Annotated in this window: 17 protein-coding genes; 5 read left to right on the top strand and 12 right to left on the bottom strand. The window is 43.7% G+C overall.

The window, feature by feature from the left end; all coding sequences use genetic code 11:
- Positions 1-48: 48 nt before the first annotated feature.
- Positions 49-1584, top strand: a complete 1536-nt coding sequence (purF, locus tag AC5JP1_RS04815; protein WP_493843353.1) for an amidophosphoribosyltransferase — start codon at positions 49-51, stop codon at positions 1582-1584.
- 119 nt (positions 1585-1703) lie between these two features.
- Here purF and AC5JP1_RS04810 read toward each other — a convergent pair whose 3' ends face one another.
- The 6 genes from AC5JP1_RS04810 to yajC all read right to left on the bottom strand — a co-directional run bounded on the left by AC5JP1_RS04810 (position 1704) and on the right by yajC (position 8417).
- A complete protein-coding gene (locus AC5JP1_RS04810) occupies positions 1704-2063 on the bottom strand; it encodes an AzlD domain-containing protein (RefSeq protein ID WP_493843352.1) in 360 nt (119 codons plus the stop codon).
- Entirely contained in the window at positions 2053-2784 is a 732-nt protein-coding gene (locus AC5JP1_RS04805; protein WP_493843351.1) for an AzlC family ABC transporter permease, read from the bottom strand. Before AC5JP1_RS04805 ends, AC5JP1_RS04810 begins: the two co-directional genes overlap by 11 nt.
- A gap of 108 nt (positions 2785-2892) precedes the next feature.
- The gene (locus AC5JP1_RS04800; protein WP_493843350.1) at positions 2893-4296 is read right to left on the bottom strand and encodes an MATE family efflux transporter; all 1404 of its coding nucleotides are present in this window, start codon (positions 4294-4296) and stop codon (positions 2893-2895) included.
- Positions 4297-4569: 273 nt separating this feature from the next.
- Complete coding sequence (gene secF / locus AC5JP1_RS04795) at positions 4570-5823, bottom strand: protein translocase subunit SecF (protein WP_493843349.1); 1254 nt, start codon at positions 5821-5823, stop codon at positions 4570-4572.
- A gap of 9 nt (positions 5824-5832) precedes the next feature.
- Complete coding sequence (secD, locus tag AC5JP1_RS04790) at positions 5833-7710, bottom strand: protein translocase subunit SecD (RefSeq protein WP_493843348.1); 1878 nt, start codon at positions 7708-7710, stop codon at positions 5833-5835.
- Between the two features lie 377 nt (positions 7711-8087).
- A complete protein-coding gene (yajC, locus tag AC5JP1_RS04785; protein WP_319050287.1) occupies positions 8088-8417 on the bottom strand; it encodes a preprotein translocase subunit YajC in 330 nt (109 codons plus the stop codon).
- Positions 8418-9037: 620 nt separating this feature from the next.
- On the opposite strand from yajC, the gene AC5JP1_RS04780 reads away from it, so the two are divergent.
- From AC5JP1_RS04780 to AC5JP1_RS04770, 3 genes are all read left to right on the top strand, one after another.
- Positions 9038-10327 carry a CNNM domain-containing protein gene (locus tag AC5JP1_RS04780; RefSeq protein ID WP_493844435.1) on the top strand — a complete coding sequence of 430 codons (1290 nt, stop codon included), beginning with the start codon at positions 9038-9040 and terminating at the stop codon, positions 10325-10327.
- Positions 10328-10640: 313 nt separating this feature from the next.
- Positions 10641-11135 carry a hypothetical protein gene (locus AC5JP1_RS04775; RefSeq protein WP_493843347.1) on the top strand — a complete coding sequence of 165 codons (495 nt, stop codon included), beginning with the start codon at positions 10641-10643 and terminating at the stop codon, positions 11133-11135.
- A gap of 327 nt (positions 11136-11462) precedes the next feature.
- The gene (locus tag AC5JP1_RS04770; RefSeq protein ID WP_493843346.1) at positions 11463-14444 is read left to right on the top strand and encodes a LysM peptidoglycan-binding domain-containing protein; all 2982 of its coding nucleotides are present in this window, start codon (positions 11463-11465) and stop codon (positions 14442-14444) included.
- 128 nt (positions 14445-14572) lie between these two features.
- Here AC5JP1_RS04770 and AC5JP1_RS04765 read toward each other — a convergent pair whose 3' ends face one another.
- On the bottom strand, positions 14573-15781 hold the full coding sequence (locus AC5JP1_RS04765) for a transglycosylase SLT domain-containing protein (RefSeq protein ID WP_493843345.1): 1209 nt from the start codon (positions 15779-15781) through the stop codon (positions 14573-14575).
- A 984-nt stretch (positions 15782-16765) separates the two neighbouring features.
- The gene (locus tag AC5JP1_RS04760) at positions 16766-17584 is read right to left on the bottom strand and encodes a Nif3-like dinuclear metal center hexameric protein (protein ID WP_493843344.1); all 819 of its coding nucleotides are present in this window, start codon (positions 17582-17584) and stop codon (positions 16766-16768) included.
- A gap of 306 nt (positions 17585-17890) precedes the next feature.
- On the opposite strand from AC5JP1_RS04760, the gene AC5JP1_RS04755 reads away from it, so the two are divergent.
- Positions 17891-19219 (top strand): S1C family serine protease, encoded by a 1329-nt coding sequence (locus AC5JP1_RS04755; protein WP_493843343.1) that lies wholly within the window; start codon positions 17891-17893, stop codon positions 19217-19219.
- A 130-nt stretch (positions 19220-19349) separates the two neighbouring features.
- On the opposite strand, the gene yfaE is transcribed toward AC5JP1_RS04755, so the two are convergent.
- The 4 genes from yfaE to AC5JP1_RS04735 all read right to left on the bottom strand — a co-directional run bounded on the left by yfaE (position 19350) and on the right by AC5JP1_RS04735 (position 22698).
- On the bottom strand, positions 19350-19619 hold the full coding sequence (yfaE, locus tag AC5JP1_RS04750) for a class I ribonucleotide reductase maintenance protein YfaE (RefSeq protein ID WP_493843342.1): 270 nt from the start codon (positions 19617-19619) through the stop codon (positions 19350-19352).
- A 138-nt stretch (positions 19620-19757) separates the two neighbouring features.
- Entirely contained in the window at positions 19758-20891 is a 1134-nt protein-coding gene (gene nrdB, locus AC5JP1_RS04745) for a class Ia ribonucleoside-diphosphate reductase subunit beta (protein WP_290176118.1), read from the bottom strand.
- Positions 20892-20988: 97 nt separating this feature from the next.
- On the bottom strand, positions 20989-21360 hold the full coding sequence (locus AC5JP1_RS04740; protein WP_493843341.1) for a hypothetical protein: 372 nt from the start codon (positions 21358-21360) through the stop codon (positions 20989-20991).
- 447 nt (positions 21361-21807) lie between these two features.
- Positions 21808-22698, bottom strand: coding sequence for a hypothetical protein (locus AC5JP1_RS04735; protein WP_493843340.1), 891 nt, complete (start codon positions 22696-22698; stop codon positions 21808-21810).
- Between the last annotated feature and the right edge of the window lie 475 nt (positions 22699-23173).

The raw sequence follows: 23173 nt of genomic DNA, 5'->3' as shown, positions 1-23173 counted from the left end.
GCCGTTATTGTCATACTAATGTGTGGGTCAAAATAGGATATAGCTATTATGTGTGGAGTCATTGGAGTTGCAGCTCATGAGCCAGTCAATCAGATACTTTATGACGGCTTGACGATGCTACAGCATCGCGGGCAAGATGCAGCAGGTATTGTCACTTTGCAAGATGGGCGACTCTATCTACGTAAAGAGAATGGCATGGTACGTGACGTATTTATGAATCGTCATATGATGAAACTGGTTGGTAAATTTGGTATTGGTCACGTTCGTTACCCAACCGCTGGCACCTCTAGCAGCGCTGAAGCCCAACCATTTTATGTCAACTCACCCTATGGTATTACGCTTGCACATAATGGCAACTTGACCAATGCTGAGAGTTTGGCCAAATCGCTATATATCGAAGATCGTCGTCATCTAAATACTGACTCAGATTCAGAAGTGCTACTAAATGTACTGGCGCACGAGATGCAAAATCTTGGCAAGACTCATCCAACGGCTGATGATATCTTTGAAGCAGTAAAAGCGGTTTATAAACGCTGTGAGGGTGCTTATGGCGTTGTGGCTTTGATTACTGGTCATGGTCTGCTGGCATTCCGTGATCCAAACGGTATCCGTCCGCTTATCTTTGGTAAACGCATGGCACAGAACGGCGGTACCGAGTATATGGTCGCCTCAGAGTCAGTAGCGCTAACAGGGTCAGGATTCACTATCGTTCGTGATGTAAAACCAGGCGAAGCGATTTTTATCGACTTGAACCATAAATTGCATACGCATCAGTGCGTAGAGCAAAAAGAATATACGCCTTGTATCTTTGAGTATGTGTACTTTGCTCGCCCAGATTCAATCATGGACAATATCTCAGTTTACAAGTCACGTTTACGCATGGGTGAAAAACTGGCAGATAAGATTCTTGCTGAATGGGGTGACGGACATGATATCGATGTGGTTATCCCCATTCCAGACACGTCACGTACGTCAGCCATGGAGTTGGCGCTCAAAATGAACGTCAAATATCGTGAAGGGTTTATGAAAAACCGCTATATCGGTCGTACTTTTATCATGCCAGGTCAGCAGCAGCGCAAAAAATCAGTGCGTCAAAAGCTTAGCGCTGTCCCATTAGAGTTCAAAGGTAAAAACGTACTATTGGTTGATGACTCTATCGTTCGTGGTACGACCTGTCATGAAATCATTCAAATGGCACGAGATGCCGGTGCAAATAAGGTGTTTTTTGCGAGTGCTGCGCCACCTGTTAAGTTTCCAAACGTGTATGGTATTGATATGCCAGTGCGTAACGAGCTGATCGCTTCAGGTAATAGTGTCGAAGAGGTGCGTGATATCATCGGTGCTGATCGTTTGATTTTCCAAGATTTGGATGATTTGATCGATGCGGTAAAAGACACCAAGCATAGCCGCGTTGAAGGTTTTGATTGTGCGGTATTCAATGGCTGTTATATCACAGGTCAGATCAATGAAGCGTATCTTGATCACTTGCAAGAACAGCGTAATGACACCGCTAAAACGGGTAAAAAGGGTGTGCAAATAGTGGCCGATACCCCAGTAGATATGATGGGTGTTGAAGAGTTATAAGTCGTATACCGCTGAAGAATGATGTTGTAAAAAAAGCTGGGTTCTGAGTAGAATTCAGCTTTTTTGTATGTAAAGCACAACCAGAAATACTGAAAGTAGTACAAGCGTACGTCATATAGTCAGCTAAAAAATCGACTAAGTATCCAAAACAAACCATTGATTGCAGCAATACCAACGATCATACTTACCAAAAGTTGACGGCTAATATGATAAACAAATAGTACCAAAATAAGCGCACCAACTTGAGCCATCAATAAATGGAGCTCAGAGTTGTTGATCGTGATATCTGCTGGTAAATTCTGATAAGACAGACTGGTTAATATAAGTAAGACCATGACAGACAGCGGCAAGCTCTCATTCAATCGATGTAGCCAAGGCGTGTCTAAAATTTTTCTAGGTATTAGCGCTGGCAATGCACGAGTGATGAAGGTGACAGCGGCCATGGCAAGTGTTGCAAAAATAAGATAACTACTGGTCATGAGGCGCTCCTATTTCTTGACGTTGTATCCAAAATCCACGTATTAAAATCATGATCATACAGATAGTAATGGCTACTAATAGCAACCAATCACTCGTAAATAGCGAGGCGATAATTAGGCCAATCACTGCAATACCAATTGGAAAGTAACGCTTGATACTTTGAAACTGCTCATAGGCCAAAATTGCAAACAGACAAACCAACGCGAAATCTAAATGCGGTACTAAATCACTGAGGGTGCTACCAATGACCACGCCAATAGCACTCGCGAGTACCCACCAGCTTTGATTGAATAAGCTAATAGGCAGTATCAATGCTCGTCGTGACTCATGGGGTAGACTGGTCATCACCGAAAATGTCTCATCAGTTAGGGCGAACAAACAATACGTTTTGGCGAGTTTGTGTTGAGGTAAATACTGTAATAATGGCATACCGTAAAATACGTGACGTAAATTGATCGCTGCGATATTGGTTGCGATATTACCGATTGGTAAGCCTGCGCTTAGCATGGGTAGACAAGCGTATTGTGCAGCACCGGCATACAACACAATGCTGAGCATGATAGTTGCCCATATGGGAATATCAGCAACTTGTGTCAGCACACCAAAGGCAATACCTGCAGGCAGATACCCCATAGCAACGGGTAAGCTCTTTTTGAACCCCTCAGCCCAGTCGTAGTGACTGCTGTGTTGCTGGCTTAATTCATTTGAATGAGTACTCACATGATATCCTAAATTTGTCTCGCTAATTTTTTATAGATTTATACGTTCTAAGGATAAACCACTCATCGCATAAAATGGCTAACCAAGCAGGCATTTAGTCGATAACCATTATGATTCAGGCTGTAGCATCTCATAACTACCTGACTGATGCGCACGGTATAAAAACCCACTTAAAATGATCAATCTCAATAGCAACAAACACCACACGCTGAGCCAAATACCAGTCATATCCCATTGGTGATAAAGTAACCAACTCAATGGAAAGAAAACAACAGCCAGTATCATGGCCGCATTTCGAATGACATTACCCGCGGTCAAACCAAAAAATATACCATCCAACCAGTAGGCACCCACGCCGACAAGAGGTAATAGCACAGCATACCAATGGTACTCATAAGCGAGGGTAAATACTGGCTCAATATTGGTCATAAAGTCTAAGTATGTGGGCATTGCAAGCCACCAAATGGCACTCAACATGATAGCGAGAGCATAGCTAACCACACCTGTGCGTTTGACGATCAGACGAAAACGTGGCCAGTCACGTCGACCAGCGGCCTGTCCACTCAAGGTTTCGGCAGAGACAGCAACGCCGTCAAGCGCAAAGGCTGAGATACTTAATACTTGTAACAAAATAGCATTGGCTGCCAGTATGACGTCGCCACTTTGAGCAGATAAGCGAGTGATCCAAGCAAAGCTTAGCGTCAAAATAAGTGTACGTACAAAAATATCTTTGTTTAAAGAAAATAGCCTAAGCATCTTTTCTTTGATGAAATGTTGGCTATCAGCCCTAAATAGAGCGCTCCAAGATATCGTTAGGTGATGACGACTTAACCACAATGCTATTACGACGCCTAACCAAAATGCGATAGTCGTCCCTAGAGCAACACCAGCCAAACCCATCTGCATTACAAACACAAAAAATAAGGTCAGTACGATATTGATTATGGCGATAAAACCCTGTTGGTAGAGCATATATCGTGTCTTACCTTGTCCTGCAAACCATCCAATAAATGCAAAGTTCATGAGTTCCGCTATCACGCCCCAAAAGCGTACATCTAGATAGGTTTTTGCCGCGCGACCGCTCTCCGGGTTGGCTGACAGTGCTTGTAAACCATAATCAATCAGCCATGGTTTTGCGAGTAGCAGTATTGTGCCAATAATAAAGGCTAACAACAGCGCACGTTGTAAGATAGACAGCAGAGGGGTGGCAGAGGTTGCTGTAATACGATCAGTACTATTAGCCAACTGTCCTAATGCCTGTGCGGAAAGTCCCGATGAGGCGTATTGCAAAAAGTTAAAACTGACCAGCAATAAGGACAACAGCTGTATTGCCAGACCCATACCAGCCAGTTTGGCAGTCTCATTCATATTGCCTACGATTGCTGTATCGATAACACTTTGCAGTGGCATAGCCAGATTGGCCAATAGTACAGGCAGGGCAATCGCGATGATACGCTTATAGCTGGTATCAATAGGCGGCATGGCATTAGATGTTGAAGCGTTGGCTGACATTGGTAGCTCGTTTATACTGAGGTGATAAAGAGAGTAATATGTTATTTAATCTGTAGCAAAACAGCAGTGCTATACCTATGAGAAGTGAGACAAAATAGCTATAAAGACAAAAGCACCTAGACTCATCATTCATGAGTCAGGTGCTCTTATTTAGACGCTTTTAAAGATTGTGACTGTTATTATGACTATTTGAGTAGCGATAATATAAAGACCAATAATACGCTATGTTCGCGTCTTAGCTCAACCAATTTGCTAGACAGCTAATATGGCTTATTAGACATTGTCCTGTTCAAACATCTTTGGATCATTAAAAGTAACAATCTCTTCTTCGAACTCTGGTTTTACTTTCACAATAAAGTCATCGCGCGATAGACCCATACGTAATGGAATCGAGCTTGCGATATAAGTCGACGAGTATGTACCGGCAAGCAAGCCGATAAATAGCGCCACTGAGAACCAGTATAGACCATCGCCGCCCAAGAATAACATGGCCAATACGACCAACAAGACGGTCGAAATGGTCATAATCGTGCGGCGTAAGGTTTCAGTCAAAGATAAATCGACAGTTTGACTGGGCGATATACCTCGAACACGGCGGAAGTTCTCGCGGATACGGTCATAGACAACAATCGTATCGTTCAATGAATAACCAATCAAAGCCAAGATAGCAGCCAATACTGTCAAATCGAACGGAAAGCCAAATAACGCAAACACACCAATAGTTACGACGGCATCATGAAAAAGAGACAGTACAGCGCCCAAAGAGAGCTTGAACTGAAAGCGTAGGGCAACATAGCCCAGCATACAGGCCAGTGCTAGTGCTAGCGCCATAACTGAGTTTAAGTAAACCTCATTACCCACTTGGCTACCAATGATATTGACGTTGCTAATATCAGCAGTATTATTAGGTAATGCCAATGCTTGAGTGAGATCTGCACTTAGTCCATCGACGTTGTCGGACTGAGGCGGCAGACGTACCAGTAGCTCCTCGCGAGTGCCTAGATACTGTACGACAGCATCATCAAACCCACTGTCTGCCAGCGCCTGTACCACGGCTACCTGCTCGACAGGTTGCTCATAACGCACGTCTGCTGAGACACCACCAGTAAAATCAAGACCTAAATTCAAGCCATTGACAGCGATAGCAATGATACTAGCGATAACCATAAATAAAGACAATAGCGCCATTGGCTTTTCTATCTTCATAAAAGGAATAATACGCTGATTACCAACCGCTTTGATACCACCTTCAGCTACGGCTGCAGCATCATCAGCGGCGTCACCTGATACTAGATTGGGATCAGTCGCAGTAGATAATGCCTGACTGTCTTTGTTATCTTTGCCGCCGCTACGACTGCTTTTGCCAGATTTTGTGGCAGTTGGATTATTGGTTTTAGTGTTGCTACCTTTACCATCACGACGCGGTTTTTTGCGGCGTCGCGTATTTGCATTAGTCGCCTCACCAGTCGAGCCATTTCGATCAGGGTTGTTCTGCTGTTCTAAAGGGTTGTTATTATCGATCGCCATAGTATTCTCCTAACCGATGCTCAGACTTTTGATGGATTTACGCTTACCGTAAGCAATTTGTACCAGTGCACGTGTCACCAAAATAGCGGTGAATAGTGAGCTGACAATACCAATAGCTAGCGTAATCGCAAAGCCTTTAATCGGACCTGTACCAATCGCAAATAGGATAAACGCGACCAATAAGGTTGTGATGTTGGCATCAAAAATACTACTAAATGCGCGGTCAAAACCTGCCACGATAGCGGACTTTGGCCGTACGCCATTCGCGATCTCTTCTCGTATCCGCTCAAAAATCAGTACGTTGGCATCAACGGCCATACCAATGGTCAAAACGATACCAGCAATACCAGGTAGAGTAAGAGACGATCCCAAAATTGACATGATAGCAATGATAATAATAACGTTCACGGCGAGTGCTACGTTGGCAATCACCCCAAACAGACGATAGAAGACAATCATAAACGCAAAGACTAGAAGATAGCCAACCTGCGTAGAGAACAAGCCTTTATCAATGTTTTCTTGACCCAATGATGGACCAATGGTGCGCTCTTCTACAAAATACATCGGAGCTGCAAGTGCGCCTGAACGTAGCAATAGAGCAAGCTCAGCTGCTTCAGCAGTGCTGTCTAAACCAGTGATACGGAATGATGAACCCAGTACCGCTTGAATGTTAGCGCGGTTGATAACTTTAGTTTCAGCATAAGGCGTACGAACTTCAGTCGTCTCACCAGTCTCTGGATCTTCTTCGTAAGTAATTCTTTGCTTATTTTCAATAAACAATACAGCCATTTGTTGACCAACAGCGGTACGAGTGGCGTTCTGCATGAGCTTGCCGCCAGCACTATCCAAAGTAATACTTACTTCAGGTAAGCCGCTTTCATCTACGCCAGTTTGTGCGTTGGTTACTTTATCACCTGTGACGATTGCTTGGCGATCTAGTAATACTGGTGGACCATCTAGTGTCTCAAACGGGAATGCCTCTGTGCCTGCAGGAGGTATGCCGCCTGTATAGGTATCGGCGTCGTCTGCCACCATACGAAACTCAAGGTTTGCGGTACGGCCAAGGACACGTTTTGCTTCAGCGGTATCCTGTACACCTGGCAGCTCGACCACAATACGGCTAGCACCTTGAGACTGTACCAAGGCTTCAGTAACACCTAGCTCAGCAATACGGTTACGTAGGGTAGTTAAGTTCTGATTGACCGCGTAGCTATTGATCTCATCAAGCGTTGCATCATTATACGACAACACTAACGCAGGCCCTTGATCATCAATAGAAGATTGCAGATTAAACGTATTGCTCATCGAGCCTTGCAACACATTCTGTGCACGATTACGCGTATCAGTGTCAGCAAAATGCAACACAACACCGCGCTCTTCAGTTTTTATACCTTTGATCGCCACTCGCTCAGCACGTAGCTCGCGTCGCATATCGCGACTGGCACTGGTCAAACGCTGCTCAAGTGCCTTGTCCATATCAACTTCTAGTACAAAACGAACACCACCGCGCAAATCAAGACCGAGCTTCATCGGTTTTGCACCGATATCGCGCAGCCACTGCGGGGTCGTCTGTGCTAGGTTGAGAGCGACTACATAGTCCTCACCCAAGTTTTGACGGAGTACTTCCTGCGCTTTTAGCTGGTCAACTGGGTTGTTGAGGCGTACCAGCGCACTGTTTCCCTCAAACGTACCATCATGATTGTCTAATCCTGCCTCTTCGAGCAAGCTTTGAGACTCGGTCAAAATGCCTTCAGACAATTGCGTGCCAGCTGCAGCACTGGTGATCTGCACTGCAGGCTCGTCAGGGTAGAGGTTAGGGGCAGCATATAGACCGGCCACGAGTAGCACGACGGCAATAATTAAGTATTTCCAAGCGGGATATTGCATAATCACTTCTTTAGGTTGATAAACGACTGGCGATGTGAGCCACAAGTTAGCAGATGGGAAGTTAGCGACAGCAATGATTGACTGTCTATTTGGCAGGCTTCATTGCGATCATCCGCGGTGATAGTAAAGCATAAAACAATAAAGCAAATAATACAGCGGTATCTTTATCTAGTCACCAAAAATATCACCAAGCAAATAGATAAAACCAATGTGTCTCAAGAGCCAATATATATAGACAAAAACTCAGCCTATATGGCAACTATACTTTACTGCCTTAATAGCGAAAAATGACCGTAAATGATATACGGTCATTGTTTTGTCATGACACCCAGTGGTGAGATGACCATCAAATCATTACTAGTAAGAAACAGTAGAGACTATACGCCTTCGATCGTGCCAGTAGGCAATACTGAAATAACAGAAGCACGTTGTACTTTTACGTCAGTATTGTTGTTTAGGCTTACGACGGCATAATCGCCTTCGATCGCTTTGATACGGCCCATTAAGCCACCAGCAAAAATGATTTCATTACCAACGCTCAAAGCGTTAACCATTGCACGGTGCTCTTTGGTACGCTTAGACTGCGGGCGAATAACCAAAAAGTAAAAAATGGCAAAAAAGGCAACAGGTAGTAAAATCTGACCGAATAAACCTGCAGCACCTGCAGTCTCTGGGGCAGCATGGGCAGCTTGGATAAATAGGCTCATAATATCTCTCAGTAAGTCATAGATAACAATAAAATTAGACGCATAGTAACAAAAAATACCCGACTTGGTAACTGTTAATCATAGGCTGAGCGTGTTTTTGTTAGCGTAGCGGCATACTAGCAGCACACAGGTGTCACAACAACGTTTTACTATTCCAAGTATAGGATACGCAAATACGAAGCCACAAATAGCATTATAAGGAGCCACAAACAGCAGTGACTCGCTCAGTAATATTGAGGCAATAATGAACAATAAAAGTGACCAAAAAATAAAAACTTAAAAATAGCGACTTATTGTGAAATGCTATTATCAATGCTACTATCAAATGGCAATGATTGCCTGCATTTAGTCTGCTGTCTATTGAAGCGAAATATAGCTTTGGAGCAGTGCTAAGTCAGCTTTGAGCAGTGGTATCGGTTCGTAGCAGTGTAGTGACGTAGATGGTGAGTAAAAGTACTACAGAGTAGACTGAACGAGCCTGACATCGTATCTGATCTATATATAATCAACATTATAATGATCTCTAGGTATCTTGTAGTACGCTACTAACCGACATCTTTTGCTCTTTATGTCATATTCCCTTTTCTCTTTTTAGGTTACCTAACTTGTTCACCACTTTTATGTTTGTACCTCGTTTATGTCGTCCGCGCGCTCATCGTGAAGACGCATCTGCAGAACCTCCCCCGAGAATGAAGCATAGTTCTCAAATTGGTTATACATTTTTTTCTGCGTTAGCGTTATTGATGCTACCGCAGTCTGTATGGGCAGCTGGTGCTGTAGCCACAACAACCGCTGCTGCTGCACCAACTGCGCTTAGCGTTTCTCTCTTGATATTTTTTGTCTTGCTTGCTATTGGCGTCTCTTTTGTTTGTTCGCTTGCAGAATCTGTTCTGCTTAGCATGACGCCATCGTTTATTGCCGATGTGCAAGAAACAAGCCCCAAAAAAGCAGCCATGCTAAAGAGCCTTAAAGTTGACAATATCGACCAGTCATTGGCCGCTATCTTGACCCTAAATACGGTCGCGCATACGCTTGGCTCTATTGGGGCTGGTGCGCAGGCGACGATCGTATTTGGTAGCGCTTGGTTCGGCTTATTCTCTGCCATTATGACGCTTGCCATTTTGTTTTTATCTGAAATTATTCCAAAAACACTGGGTACGGTCTACTGGCGTCAGCTGAGTGGCATGGTGGCATACTTTGTCCGCGGTATTATCATGATTTTGTACCCACTTATTTGGGTGTCAGAACGCTTGACTAAGCTACTAGTACGCGGTAAAGAGACGCAAACGTTTAGCCGTCGCGAGTTTGCCGCACTTGCTAGCATTGGTGAAGAGTCAGGTCAGATCGATCCATTAGAGTCACGTATTATTCGTAATCTACTGGCGTTTGGTGCTATTAAGGTCGAAGACATCATGACGCCGCGCTCAGTGATGCTCGCATTTGAAGAAAACAAAACAGTGGCTGAGTTATTGGTTGATCGCCCAAAACTGACTTTTTCTCGACTGCCTATTTATGATGGTGACTTAGATAATATTACGGGTTTTGTCTTAAAGACTGACATGCTACTGGCTAAGGTCAATCATGCTATGCACAAACCGTTGACCCAGTTCAAAAGAGACATTACTTTCGTATTCTCTAAAATGAAGCTATTCGATCTACTAGAGCTTATGCTAAAAAACCGTATTCATATTGCGATTACTGTCGGTGAATATGGCGAAGTAAAAGGCTTGGTCACGTTAGAAGATGTCTTTGAGACCCTGCTAGGGCTTGAGATTGTTGATGAGATAGATCGCGTAGAAGATATGCAGGCCTTAGCTCGACAAATGATGGACAGACGTGTAGAACGTTTGGGTATGAAGCTCAGTGACGACGAGCAAGATGACGATAGCAATAGCGACGCCAAATTCTAGTATTGAGAGCTGATGTAGTATTAAGAGCCACTATAAGAGCCCTTGAGATCAAATGTTATGGTACCAAACGTCATAAAAATAACCGTTTTAATGACGTGCGGTGTCATAGCCGCGAATGTGAGACTTCTGCGTTTTGTTAGTCGCAATAATTACACAGGGTGTCACATGGCTGTGAGAATTCGATGATAGGCTCGGCATATTATATAAGTATAATCATATAGATATATCTATAAAAACGTACTGCCAAAATAAATGATAAAGAGCGTTGATCGTCACTATATGACGCTAACGAAAAATATCGCTAAGGATTATCATGAAAAAACTATTGGGTAATGGGCTATTAGCTCTCTTGGTAAAAGGCGCCAGCATCACTGCGATAGTAGCAGTAGCCAGCACCATTAGCATCAGTGCACAAGCTGCCACGATGACAGAAGCTTTGGTGCAAAATTATGCATCAGCAATGAAGTCCTCTGCAAATAACCAAAGCATCAATCAAGTGGCGCGTCTTGTATCTGATGATGCGCTGATTTCTTTATCTAGAAAGGGTAAGTCGACTAGCCTAGATAAAGACGCCTACTTGAGACTATTGCAGAATAGCTGGAACGATACGTCGAATTATCGCTATGACATATCAGTAGATAATGTGGTCATCACAGGTGATCAGGCCAAAGCCAATGTCACAACAAACGAAAGCTGGATCAAAAACGGTCAGCCAGTATCGTTTGTTACTACCTCTCGCGTGACGCTGACGGTATCTACTGGTAATGCCATACTACTGCGCGCAGTATCGCAAGTAGCTATTAACTAAGTCTGACTCAGAACAAGCGTAGTTAGCTGCTGCCTATTACCTGTTAACAAAAAGAGTGGGTAGCCAAGCATGTCCGTCAGACAAAGCAAAAAACGGTTATTTGTTTGAAAAAGTAGTCAGTCTGATTGTCGATGTCAAAACCTATGACTAAGGATTTTGACATTAAAAGTCTGACATTAAAAGTCTTTGAAAGGTACCAGCTTTAAACGATTCTTTAAACGATCATTACTATCTTTTATATTAGGCTGGTTTTTGCTTTACGTTGCATACTATACTATCTATCAACTTTATCTTATCACTTTCTGTCGTTAGGAAACCTCCAATACCATGTCTACTGTGCTATCAAAATCTCGCTCGTTTGTCGCGTTACCCTTGACGCTTGCAGTATCAACGTTACTCATCAGTGCGTGTAGCAACACCTCAGCAGTAAAAAACACAGGTGCGACTAATAGCTCATCTGTTGTTACTAAACGTCCTGCTACTCAAGTGGCGACGAATAGTACAGACTATTCTACTGCATTTTTAGATGCAGAGAGTTTAGATGAGTTGGCAGATTTGTTAGAAGCAACTGACATGACAATGGTGGAGGGCAACCAGCTTGCCATTCAACAGTATGGTGATTTGTGGAATCGCCTGCGTGCCGGTTACCGTATGAACGGTGGTAAGCCGATTTATAATCAGCGTATCGAAGGACAAAAAAGCTGGTTTACTAGCAGACAAGACTACCTAAACCGTTTAACAGCGCGTGCCAGCCGTTATATTTATCATACGGTACGAGAAGCTGAGCGACGTAATATCCCGACAGAGCTGGCTTTGCTACCCGTTATTGAGAGCTCGTATGATCCAAGCGGCACCAGTAGTGCAGCCGCTGCAGGGCTATGGCAGTTTATTCCAAGTACGGGCCGTATTTATGGTTTGAACCAAAGCAGTACTTATGATGGTCGCCGTGACGTGATTGAGTCGACCCGTGCCGCTTATGACTTCTTGACCGCACTGCACAACCAATTTGGTAGTTGGGAGCTTGCGCTGGCGGCTTATAATGCAGGTCCTGGTCGTGTACAAAAAGCCATTGATGCGAACGCTGCACGCGGCTTGCCAACCGATTATTGGTCACTGCAGCTGCCTACAGAGACTATGAACTACGTGCCACGCTTTTTGGCAGTTGCCGAGATCGTTGCCAAACCTGAGCAGTATGGCGTATACCTACCAGCTATTGCCAATCGTCAGCATTTCCGTAGTGTGCCAGTCAACTATGGTGTGAGCTTGTCTGAGGTATCACAGCTCACAGGTGTGACTTATGATGAGCTCGAACGACTCAACACGGCATTGACCTCAGGTCGTGTTGATTCTTCAGGTCCGCAGCGTGTCATTATTCCTAACGATGTTAGCCTAAATGCTGATGCCAAACTGAGCCTATTGCGCGGCAATGGTACAGGTAACGTATTGGCATCTGGTAATACAAGCACACCGGCGTCAACGACACCAAGCTATAATAACAAGCCATATACCTCATCATCACTACCATCTAGCAGCAGCGCTCTGGCCGATTATGCTGCTATCGCTAGCGTCCCTCAGCAAACGACAAGCTATATCTCACCATCGGCTCAAACGACGAGCAGCTCTGTTTATAGCGGTAGTGCTTCAGTTCGTACTGAGCCACCATTGACCAACGCTGAGACCAAAAAAATCAATGCTGAGCTTAAGAGTAGTAACAGTCTACCGACCACTTCAGCTCAAATCACTCAGAATAATACGATTGTCCAAGAGCCACCACTGAGCAAAGAAGAGCGTGATTTCATTGCCAATCAAATTCGTAGAAGCACCTCTGAAACTAACGTAATTAATGCTGATGGTAATATTAACCTATCAGCCGTTCAAACGCAGCAGTCTATCCTAGAAGCAAGTGGTGCAGAGAAAAAACTTAGCTTTGCAAAGTCATCGGACAGCAAGCCAAAACCGCAAGGCACGCGCAGTACTTATACAGTCAAGCGTGGCGACACCCTATCGAATATTGCGAGCCGTGCTGGGGTGAACTGGCGTGATATCGCAGAGTGGAACCAGATAGACGCCAGTGCCAACTTATTGTCTGGTAGTACGTTATATTTATACAATGCTAAGTCTATCGAGCCATTGGCTGCTGCCAATAATACTGCAGCCAGTCAGCCTGATAGCTATATTGTACAAGGCGGAGACACGCTCATCGGTACGGCAAATCGCTTTGGTTTGTCAGTTACTCAGCTTGCCAGCTACAACAATCTTAGTAGTCGTGCAGATCTGCTTAGAGGACAAAAGTTGTGGTTGATACCGGGCAAAGTGACTGCACCGGCGACAACACCTGCGGCACCTTCTACTCGGTCGAACAAGTCAAGCGCCGCAACCAAGAGTTATAAAGTAAAATCAGGAGACGGTCTGATTGCTCTAGCGCGTCAGTTCAATGTATCAACAGACACATTAGCCAGCCTAAATGATATCAATACCAACAGCTCACTATACGTTGGTCAGATATTAAAAGTACCAGCTAGTGTTAATTTTGATACAGCAAGTACGTCAAGCTCTAGTAGTGCCAATAGCGCAAGCTCAGTAGCGACCACCAGTTACAAGGTACAATCAGGTGACACCTTGATTGGCATTGCCAATAGTGTGGGTGTTAGTGCCGCAGAGATTGCTGCTGTTAACAGCAACTTTGATGCAAGAGCACGTCTCCAACGTGGTCAAACGATCAAAGTACCTGTGTCTAAAGAATTGGTTGATCGTCAGCTCAATGATAAAGCGGTTAGCTATAAAGTAAAATCAGGTGATACGCTAACTGGTGTGGCGAGACGCTATAACATCGGCTTGAGCGATTTGGCATCAGCGAATAACTTAACGACCACTTCTAATTTGATACTGGGTCGTACGATTACGATTCCTGCTGGTGGCAGTGTTGCAAGTGCCTCTAGCAGTAGTCAAAGCAGTAGTTCTACTAGTGGTAACAGCAGCAGCTCTGCGAGTAGCGGAACAAAACTGAGTAACACTGAAAACTACAAAGTCCAATCAGGTGATGGTTTAATTGCTTTGGCACGTCAGTTTGGAGTTTCTGTTGAGGATTTAGCAGCGACGAATAATCTGGCAACTAACGCACAGTTACAGCGTGGTCAAACCCTTAAAGTACCAAAAGTAACTGTAAGCTATACCGTTGGTTCAGGCGATAGCTTGATCGGTCTAGCTCGTAAGTATGGCGTATCGACACAAGAGCTGGCTGACATGAATAATATCGCTGCTGACACTATGTTGCAGCGTGGTCAGCGTCTGACAGTACCCAACCGTTAATGAGACCTTAGATACGGTATCTAGATATCGTTTTGATTGACCGTATAACAAAAAAGCTGCTCTTAATAAGAGCAGCTTTTTTTTGGATATTTAGTTTTACAAGTTTCTATCCAATAGAGATCTATCGACTAGACAGTTTGAGTTTTGATGGTCTCAAGGTAGCTTCTGATGTTACTGACATAATGCATTGCTTGCCCGTAGCGACTGTTGGAAGCTTTGTTATCTGCTAAATAAGCATAGACGTTCGCCCAGCTCTTATCATCAATACCTTGAGCACGTAGTTCACGCTGAATTCTTTTGACTGCATTGGGACCCATGTTATAGCCTGCAAGGGCAAACCAAATACGGTCTGTTTTGGGTACATCAGAGAAGTCGTCTTTGACTTGCTCTAGGTAGCGTGCACCGCCACCAATGCTTTGGTAAGGATCAACACGGTCTGAGACGCCCATCGCTTTTGCGGTGTTATTGGTCAGCATCATAAGACCACGTACGCCAGTCGGTGACACCGCATCAGCATCCAGATGAGATTCTTGATAACCCATAGCCACTAGCAATTCCCAATCATGATTATAATTGCGCGCTTGCTCTTCAAACGATGATTGATAATCAGGCAGTTTTTCTGTCAGTGTTTTTTGGAAATGATCCTGACTATATGCATCTTTTAGCAAGTTCTGATTGTAGAATGCTGCTAGCTTTTGTGTGTTTTGTAGCTTGATGCTATCGCACAAGAAGTAACTGGCTTTTTTGGATAGTGGGTCATTAGGTGAACTGAACGTCCAGCTGACTTTTGGATGTAAGCCATTTTTAGTCAAACTGGCATCATAACCACAGCTGACATTTATAGAGGACAGATTAAGCTGGCTTTTTAGCTTGGTGCTGGCAGTAGTCAGCGCCATATCAGCATCACCTGATCTGATAGCTTTTAGCGCAGCTTCTTCATTAGCATAAGCTTTTAGGTCGATATCAACACCCAGCTCATCAGCGTAAGTGCGCACCAAATCAAATCCAAAGCCATGTTGGAAGCCATCAGTCGCAAAATAGGTACTATCGCCTGGTACTGCGGCAATGGTTAAGGTGTTCTCTAGCATGACGTTGGCATAAGCTGGCACAGGCGCGCTCATAGTGGTCAGACTTTCTGCTGGCAGAGAGAGTAGCGCTATGCTGGATACTTGTGCCAGCTTCTTGGTTCTGGCAAAACGCCCTGACGCGGTAGGGGTAACGGATGAAACGATGTTACTTTTGGTGTTAAGCAGGCGTTTAGATGGACGCAGTAAATAAGAAATACGGCGTTTGGCCCCTTGCGCAGATACTTTTACACGATAAGTAATACGTTGCATTGATGTCTCCTGATTTTAGCCATCCTTCTTACCACAAAAACACATAAAGACAAATGCACGTCATTTTGCACTTATCGATACAGCGTCTCAGACGATAAGGTACTTTTGAATAAAACAAGTACATATCATCTTGCTTGAATACAGTGCCACTAGCATACTCTCTCTAAGAGTTAGCAATGTGAGCGATCATTAACCGGCGATTCAGGTATCCTCTATATCATCACAACAGTCGTCTCAAAATCTAGACGCACGACTATAGGAAGGATATAGATCAGATGATTCCTTCATCAATGTTTCGATGTGGCTAATGGTCAAACAACTATATATCAAACATAGGTAAGGTCATGAGTAAGTCATTGGGACAATGACATAGCGCTAAGCAGCATTGAGATATTTTAAGATTAAAATAAATATCTTCATTTGCCTTTACTATGCAACTTTGAAAACTGGCGACACCTTGTGTTATTAGTAATAAGGTGGCTTGCTACAAAGTTTCTTGTCCAGCGATGAGAGTAAGTACAGTAGCTATCGAATAAAAATAAGCCACGTTTTATTGTCATCGCGACACTAAAGTTAAAAACACGATGTTGCCAAAATATAGTGCATACATCGTGTCTCAGTAGCCAGCATTCTAAAATATCATTACTTATCATGTGTAATAAAATCTTAGATTACTGCCAATATCACTCTAGTGCCATAACCGGAAGCTGTAATAATGGGAAGTTTCATGACAAAACGTTCTTTCTTACAGGTAGTAATATGCGGTTACCGATTGTATTATTCAAGTAGAGTTAAGAAAAAAGCGATAAAACTTAACAATAGAGACATAAACGGTTAAATTTCCATATATTAACTTTCTGTTATTCACAAAAAGACTAATAATGGCTGAAAACAAATAGACAGTGAATTTAAAAAAGCCTGAAACTATCAATTTTCAATCTGTTTTTCTACCATGTAACTGTCCATACACGCTATGCTGATTTCTTAGGCAGGGTTATTGATATCAATAAACGTCACTGGTAACTCGAATTTTTTGGCAACGATATCGCCCAATGCTTGGATACCGCCACGCTCGGTTGCATGATGACCACAGGCAAAATAGTCGATACCCAACTCTCGCGCACTATGCGTGGTACGCTCAGATATCTCTCCTGATATAAAGGCATCACAGCCCATAGCAGCCGCTTGGTCAATCATATCTTGGGCACCACCGGTACAAATACCCACTCGTCTGATCAATCTGTTCTGTGAGTGAGCATCTGCGTTATTTTCATAATTGGCTGAGATATGAAGCGGTACGCGCCCTAATACTTGAGTAATTGTGGTGATAAGATCATCAGTAGTTTGCGGTGTACAAGTGGCAATATTGCCAACAGGGTGCGACTCGGAAGGGTAGAGCGCACCAGTCATCGTCATACCTAAGACATCGATCAACTGGGCATTGTTGCCAACCACAGGATGCGCGTCAAGCGGCAAGTGATAGCCAATCATAGAGATACCGTGCTGCATGAGTTTACGGACACGTCGACCCTTCATGCCTGTGAGCGGGGCAGGTTCGCCTTTCCAAAAGTAACCATGATGCACCATAATGGCATCAGCATTATCAGCGATAGCAGCGTCAATTAAGGCTTCACATGCTGTCACCCCTGTCACGATGCGTTGTATCGGTCGTCCACCATCTACTTGTAGCCCGTTTGGCGCGTAGTCTTTAAATGCACTGGTAGATAGATACTCATCACAGAACTGCGTCAGTTCTTGTGCACTGATACTACTGGTCAAAGATTTAGTCGTGTTTTGGGTCATTGGGTTTCCTTATTCTTATCGTATCGGTCTCTGTGGCAAGTATTTTACATGGTTTTTATTTTAACATGACGCTGCAAAAGAGTAGACAAGATGGATAACTGAAACGGTACACGATACGTTACTATTTCACGGCATTGCGGTTATAATTTATACATGTAAGTCTGCCTATCTGTGCATCCGTTGCCTAGCCAGACCGTTTCATTGCTTAGCCAGGCAATGAGATGCGATCAGTCGCAACCAACTTACTTTATCTCTTATAACTTTATTTTTCACTGTTTGTTTGCATTACATTTATAGAGGTTCTATATGTCGTCATCCCAGAACACCCATAACAAGGCATCCCTATTAAAATGGTTGCCTTGGGTTTTATTGTTGCTAGTGTTAGCAGCGTTTATCTGGTTGTTTATGAGTATGAAGTCGACATCAGAGGCGACATGGGAACCACCAAGAACCACGCCAGCTGAGCAGCAAGCCTCAGCACCAGTGGCAGACACGCCAGCGCCGATATCTTCTTATCATAACGCAGTGGCTCGCGCATCACAGTCGGTGGTCAATATCTATACGACCCAAGCGATGATGGAGCATCCTTATATGGATGATCCTGTCCTACGTCGTTTTTTTGAAAATTATAGTGGACCGTCACAAGATCAAGGGTCGACCAATCTAGGCTCAGGGGTCATCGTATCAGAAGACGGCTATATCGTGACTAATGCTCACGTGATCGAAAAAGCCGATGAGATTACAGTCGCATTCAACGATGGTCGCAAGAGCCGTGCTAGAGTCATCGGTACTGATCCAGACAGTGACTTGGCAGTGATCAAAGTCGATATGACAGGACTGACGCCACTTGGCTTCCGTGAAGATCCTATTCGTGTTGGCGATTTGGCCCTAGCTATTGGCAATCCATTCGGTGTCGGTCAGACGGTAACACAAGGGATTATCTCAGCAACTGGTCGTACGGGACTGGGTGTCAATAAATTCGAAGACTTTATCCAAACCGATGCGGCAATCAACCCAGGTAACTCAGGTGGTGCGCTAGTCGATGCGCGCGGTGAGCTGGTCGGTATTAACACCGTAATATTCTCACGCTCTGGTGGCTCGATGGGGATTGGTTTTGCGATTCCTACGGCGCTCGTTGAGCAAGTGATGAATGCGCTCATCAAAGATGGCCGCGTCAGCCGTGGCTGGCTCGGTATCGAGATTCAGTCACAACTACGTGACCCAACGCAGCTCGAAACCTCAACTGGTGTGGAAGTGCTAAATGTCATTCAAGGTGGTCCTGCTGCCAAGAGCGGACTGCGTGTTGGTGATATCATCCTAACTATCGATGGTGTAGAGATGACCGATGCCAATACCTTGATTCAGTATGTTGCTCGTAAGCCGCCAAATACTGAGCTGGATGCGCAGATACTACGCCAAGGCAAAAATGCACAAGTAAAAATTATGCTAGAGGAACGTCCTGTCCAAGAGCCTATCGAGCGTCCTGTGGTACTGCAAGGAGAGAGTATGGGCGGTATGGAAGCAGAGCCAAGTATCCAAAGTGATGAAGAAACGCCAATGATGTCAAAAGCCGAGCGTGATCGTATGCGCGAAGAGTTGATGAAACTGTTTGAACAAGATACGGCGGCACAGTAAGGTGTATTGATTTAGCTAGTCGCATAAAAAAGCGCGTTCCTTTAGATAAGGAGCGCGCTTTTTGTTTGAAGGTTTGAACCTTTAGCAACGCTGACTGTCGTAAGCTTAGGGTTTTGCGTTTACCATTGTATTATGACTTTTCAATGGGGTCATGATTGATATGAATAACCCCTTGCACGCGGCAGCAGCAGGGCAGGATCTCATCGTCCTCAATCATCGCAAGCGGGTCAAACGGATAATCGACCGTATGCGAGCTAGTAATACGTTTGACTCGGCAACTACCACAGTAGCCTTCGCGGCATTGATAGTTAACCTCATGTCCGGTGCGTAGCAGTCCATCTAGCAGACTCTCGTCATCATGTAGATAGAACTGCTTTTTACTGGTCATTACCCAAGTCATCGCTGATCCTATTGGGATATATCTGTGCTATTACTATCCCTACTATTAATCGATAAAGTGATTACAGCCCAAGCCTTTATGATTTAAAACCCTTATAGCTCAAAGCGCTCACAACTCAGCTCTTATAATTCGGAACCTTTATAGCTCAAAGTCATCAAAATCACTGTCTGATAAGTCAGAGTCGATCTGACCAACCAAGTACGAGCTAATCTCGGTCTCTTGCGGCGCTACTTGCACATTGTCAGACGACAACCACGTATTGATCCACGGGATTGGGTTTGATTTTGAATTCGGGAACGCCGCTGGCAAGCCGACGGTCTCCATACGCAAGTTGGTGATGTATTCGATATATTGGCAAAGGATGTCTTTGTTTAGACCAATCATTGAGCCGTCTTTGAACAGATAGCCTGCCCATTCTTTTTCTTGCTCAGCAGCCTTGCGGAAGATCTCGATGCTTTCTTCATAACACTCTGCGGCAATCTCAACCATCTCAGGATCGTCACGACCATTGCGCATCAGGTTCAGCATGTGCTGCGTACCCGTCAAATGCAGCGCTTCATCACGAGCGATGAGCTTGATGATTTTGGCATTGCCTTCCATTAATTTGCGCTCAGCAAAGGCAAACGAGCATGCAAATGATACATAAAAACGAATGGCCTCCAACACATTGACCGCCATAATGCATAGGTACATCTGCTTCTTCAGTGATCTTAAATCAACCGTGACTTGCTCGCCATTGATATTGTGCGTACCTGGACCGTACAAGCTATATAGCTGTGAGTTGCGATACAGCTCATCATAGTACTGGGCGATATCAGAGGCACGGCCTAAGATGTGCTCGTTTTGCATGATGTCATCAAAGATAATATTTGGATCATTGACGATATTACGAATGATATGCGTATAGCTGCGTGAGTGAATGGTCTCAGAGAACGACCATGTCTCAATCCACGTCTCAAGCTCAGGGATAGACACCAGCGGCAGTAGCACCACGTTTGGACTACGGCCTTGGATAGAGTCGAGTAGGGTCTGGTATTTGAGGTTACTCAAAAATATGTGCTGCTCATGTGAGGATAGATTGCTAAAGTCGATACGATCGCGTGACACATCGACTTCTTCTGGACGCCAAAAGAACGATAGCTGCTTTTCAATCAATTGCTCAAAGATAGGGTGCTTTTGTTGGTCATAGCGCGCTACGTTGACGGGCTGACCAAAGAACATCGGCTCTGTTAGCGCATTGTTTGGCGTTTGCGAAAAAATCGAGTAAGTCATGGGACTGCCTTTATAATTGATACGGTTATTAATTTATAGGGGTTTGACTGGTTTTGATCTGATGTTATGACACGTTTTTGGATTATAGCGTCTTAGCTTAGAGGTTCTCTAGTGATATCTGTGACGACTCTTGCCCATCGTTCATATAGGCTTTGAATATCTCGCTCAGTTCACTATCATCGAGTGCTTCTAATTCATCAAGCGCGCTTTTGCGTAGGATGCTCACATCCGACTCTTCTGCTGCTGTTTTTAAGTCTTTTTTAGCCGCTCTCGATACTGGCTTTTTGGCTGCTTTTGCCACGGTTTTTTTGGTGACAGTTGCCTTTGGTGCTTCATCCACACCTAACTGCTGACGCACCGCTGCAATATCAACCTCGACTTGTACGATATGCGAGCTACCATCGTTTAGGTCTGAAAATACGTTTGGGATAAACAAACCACCGTCTTTGATGATTGCGGTATATTGCACATGACCTCCGTCGTTTTAGTTCTATCTGTATTTTTTAATTATAACAGTAGACAATCCCGCCTACCGCTTGTATCTGCCTTGCCGCTGGCGTGCAGTCTATCGTGTCTGACCGCATTCCTGTTGTCTCGATACTACGTTCAGCCACCGACTGCATCACCATCGTCGTCAGCAGGATACCACTATAGTCGGGGCTAAAAAGCCTTGCTAGGGCGTCTTTCTTTGCCCTTAACGACTTTTTCGTTTGGGCGTAATTTGTAGGGTGTGCTTCGTGCACCCTACAAAATATCCGCTTCCTATGCATTTGAGTAGGTTGGTGCCGAGGCACGAGACCCAACAAAAACTCAAACCGTTGGGTTTCCTTCGTCAACCCAACCTACGTGCTAAATTTCCATATCATCGGTGCGCTAGGCGCACTCTACAACTAAGAAAGATTCGCTTGATCTAGGCTTATGAGCTTTCAAAACAACAATTTAAAAACCTTCTTAACTTCCTATGCCTTTTACTACTTATTAAAGGAGTAAATTGTCTCATATTATCTGCACTAAACAACTTAAAGCCATCCGCAATAATACTATGAGCTTCACGAACACTATCATCTAATTTTTCATTCTCTTTGATCATTTTGCTAAGTTCTTTGAGAGTTGTCTTGTCCTCATCAAAATCATTTAAACGATCAAGAGTTATTTTGCTATTTAGAATGATGGCTTTAATTTTGATTCTATCAGTAAGATAGTTTAAACCTTTCAAATCACCTAAGTTATCAGAAATATAGAAAGGATTTTGAACGTATTTTCCTGTTCTAACCTCTTCAAGCTCAATCTCAGATTTTGTAGCTCTACGCTGTATTGCAATAATGGAACTCTTACTATGTTGCATTTGTTCTAGCTTGTCGTATAGCTCATCAAGACCTTCAGATTTTATAGCTCTATAAACGCTTTCAATCTTCTTCCAATCAGCTTCTATTTCATTTAACTTTCTATGATTTTCAGCAATATTCAATTTAGCTAATTTTATATTCTCGATTTTGTTTGAGTAATCAATCTCTTTGCTAAGTTTGTTACTCAAGGACGTAAAGTTTTCTCCAAAATACTTTTTGCCACAGTCATTCCCTAAATTAGTCAACCTACCAGATTCAGTTTCAACAATACATCCAATATAATGAGGTGTGCGACAATTTGATAAACCGCATCTTCCCTTATTTGGAAGTTCATATTTATTAATAACTTGCTTTAATTTTTCCTTCTTAGGATCTAATGAGTCGGTATATCCACTCATTTTAAAAATATCATCCCAAGTAGTAATTCTTGCAAAAGGCTTTTTACTAACTGAAGTATTCAAATTTTTACTCCTCTCGCCAACTTATACTTAATAGTGTCAAGGCGCGAAAACGCCCCAACACTAAACCATTGAGGTTAGACTAATAACCTATGCTATTTTCCTAGCATAAGCGTACTTAGTATTTAAGTTTATATATCTGTTAAGTCCATTCCCCATTCTAGCTAGCTCAATCATTTTTTTGACATGATTAGAACCAGTTATGGAATAGTTGTACAGATACATACCACCCTTCGTAAAGCGCACAGTTATAAAGTCGTCACCGATCTCGTATGCGCTTATACCAGAGTTACCACCGATATCACGATATTTTTCCATGCTCATTTCTCCTGAGCTGAAACATTTGCGACTATCAATTCACGGTTTCTTTGGACAAGGGGTAAGTTTTAAATTAGAATAGCTGCCTAAGAACGGAACGTTATTCTATTTTCTTACCACTTGTGAAAGTCGATAGTCTCAACTTCCTGATATTGAATAT

The organism is Psychrobacter sp. H29 (genome assembly GCF_059073055.1).
Note: the sequence above shows the minus strand (reverse complement) of the source record. Positions and strands in the feature narration are given on the sequence as shown.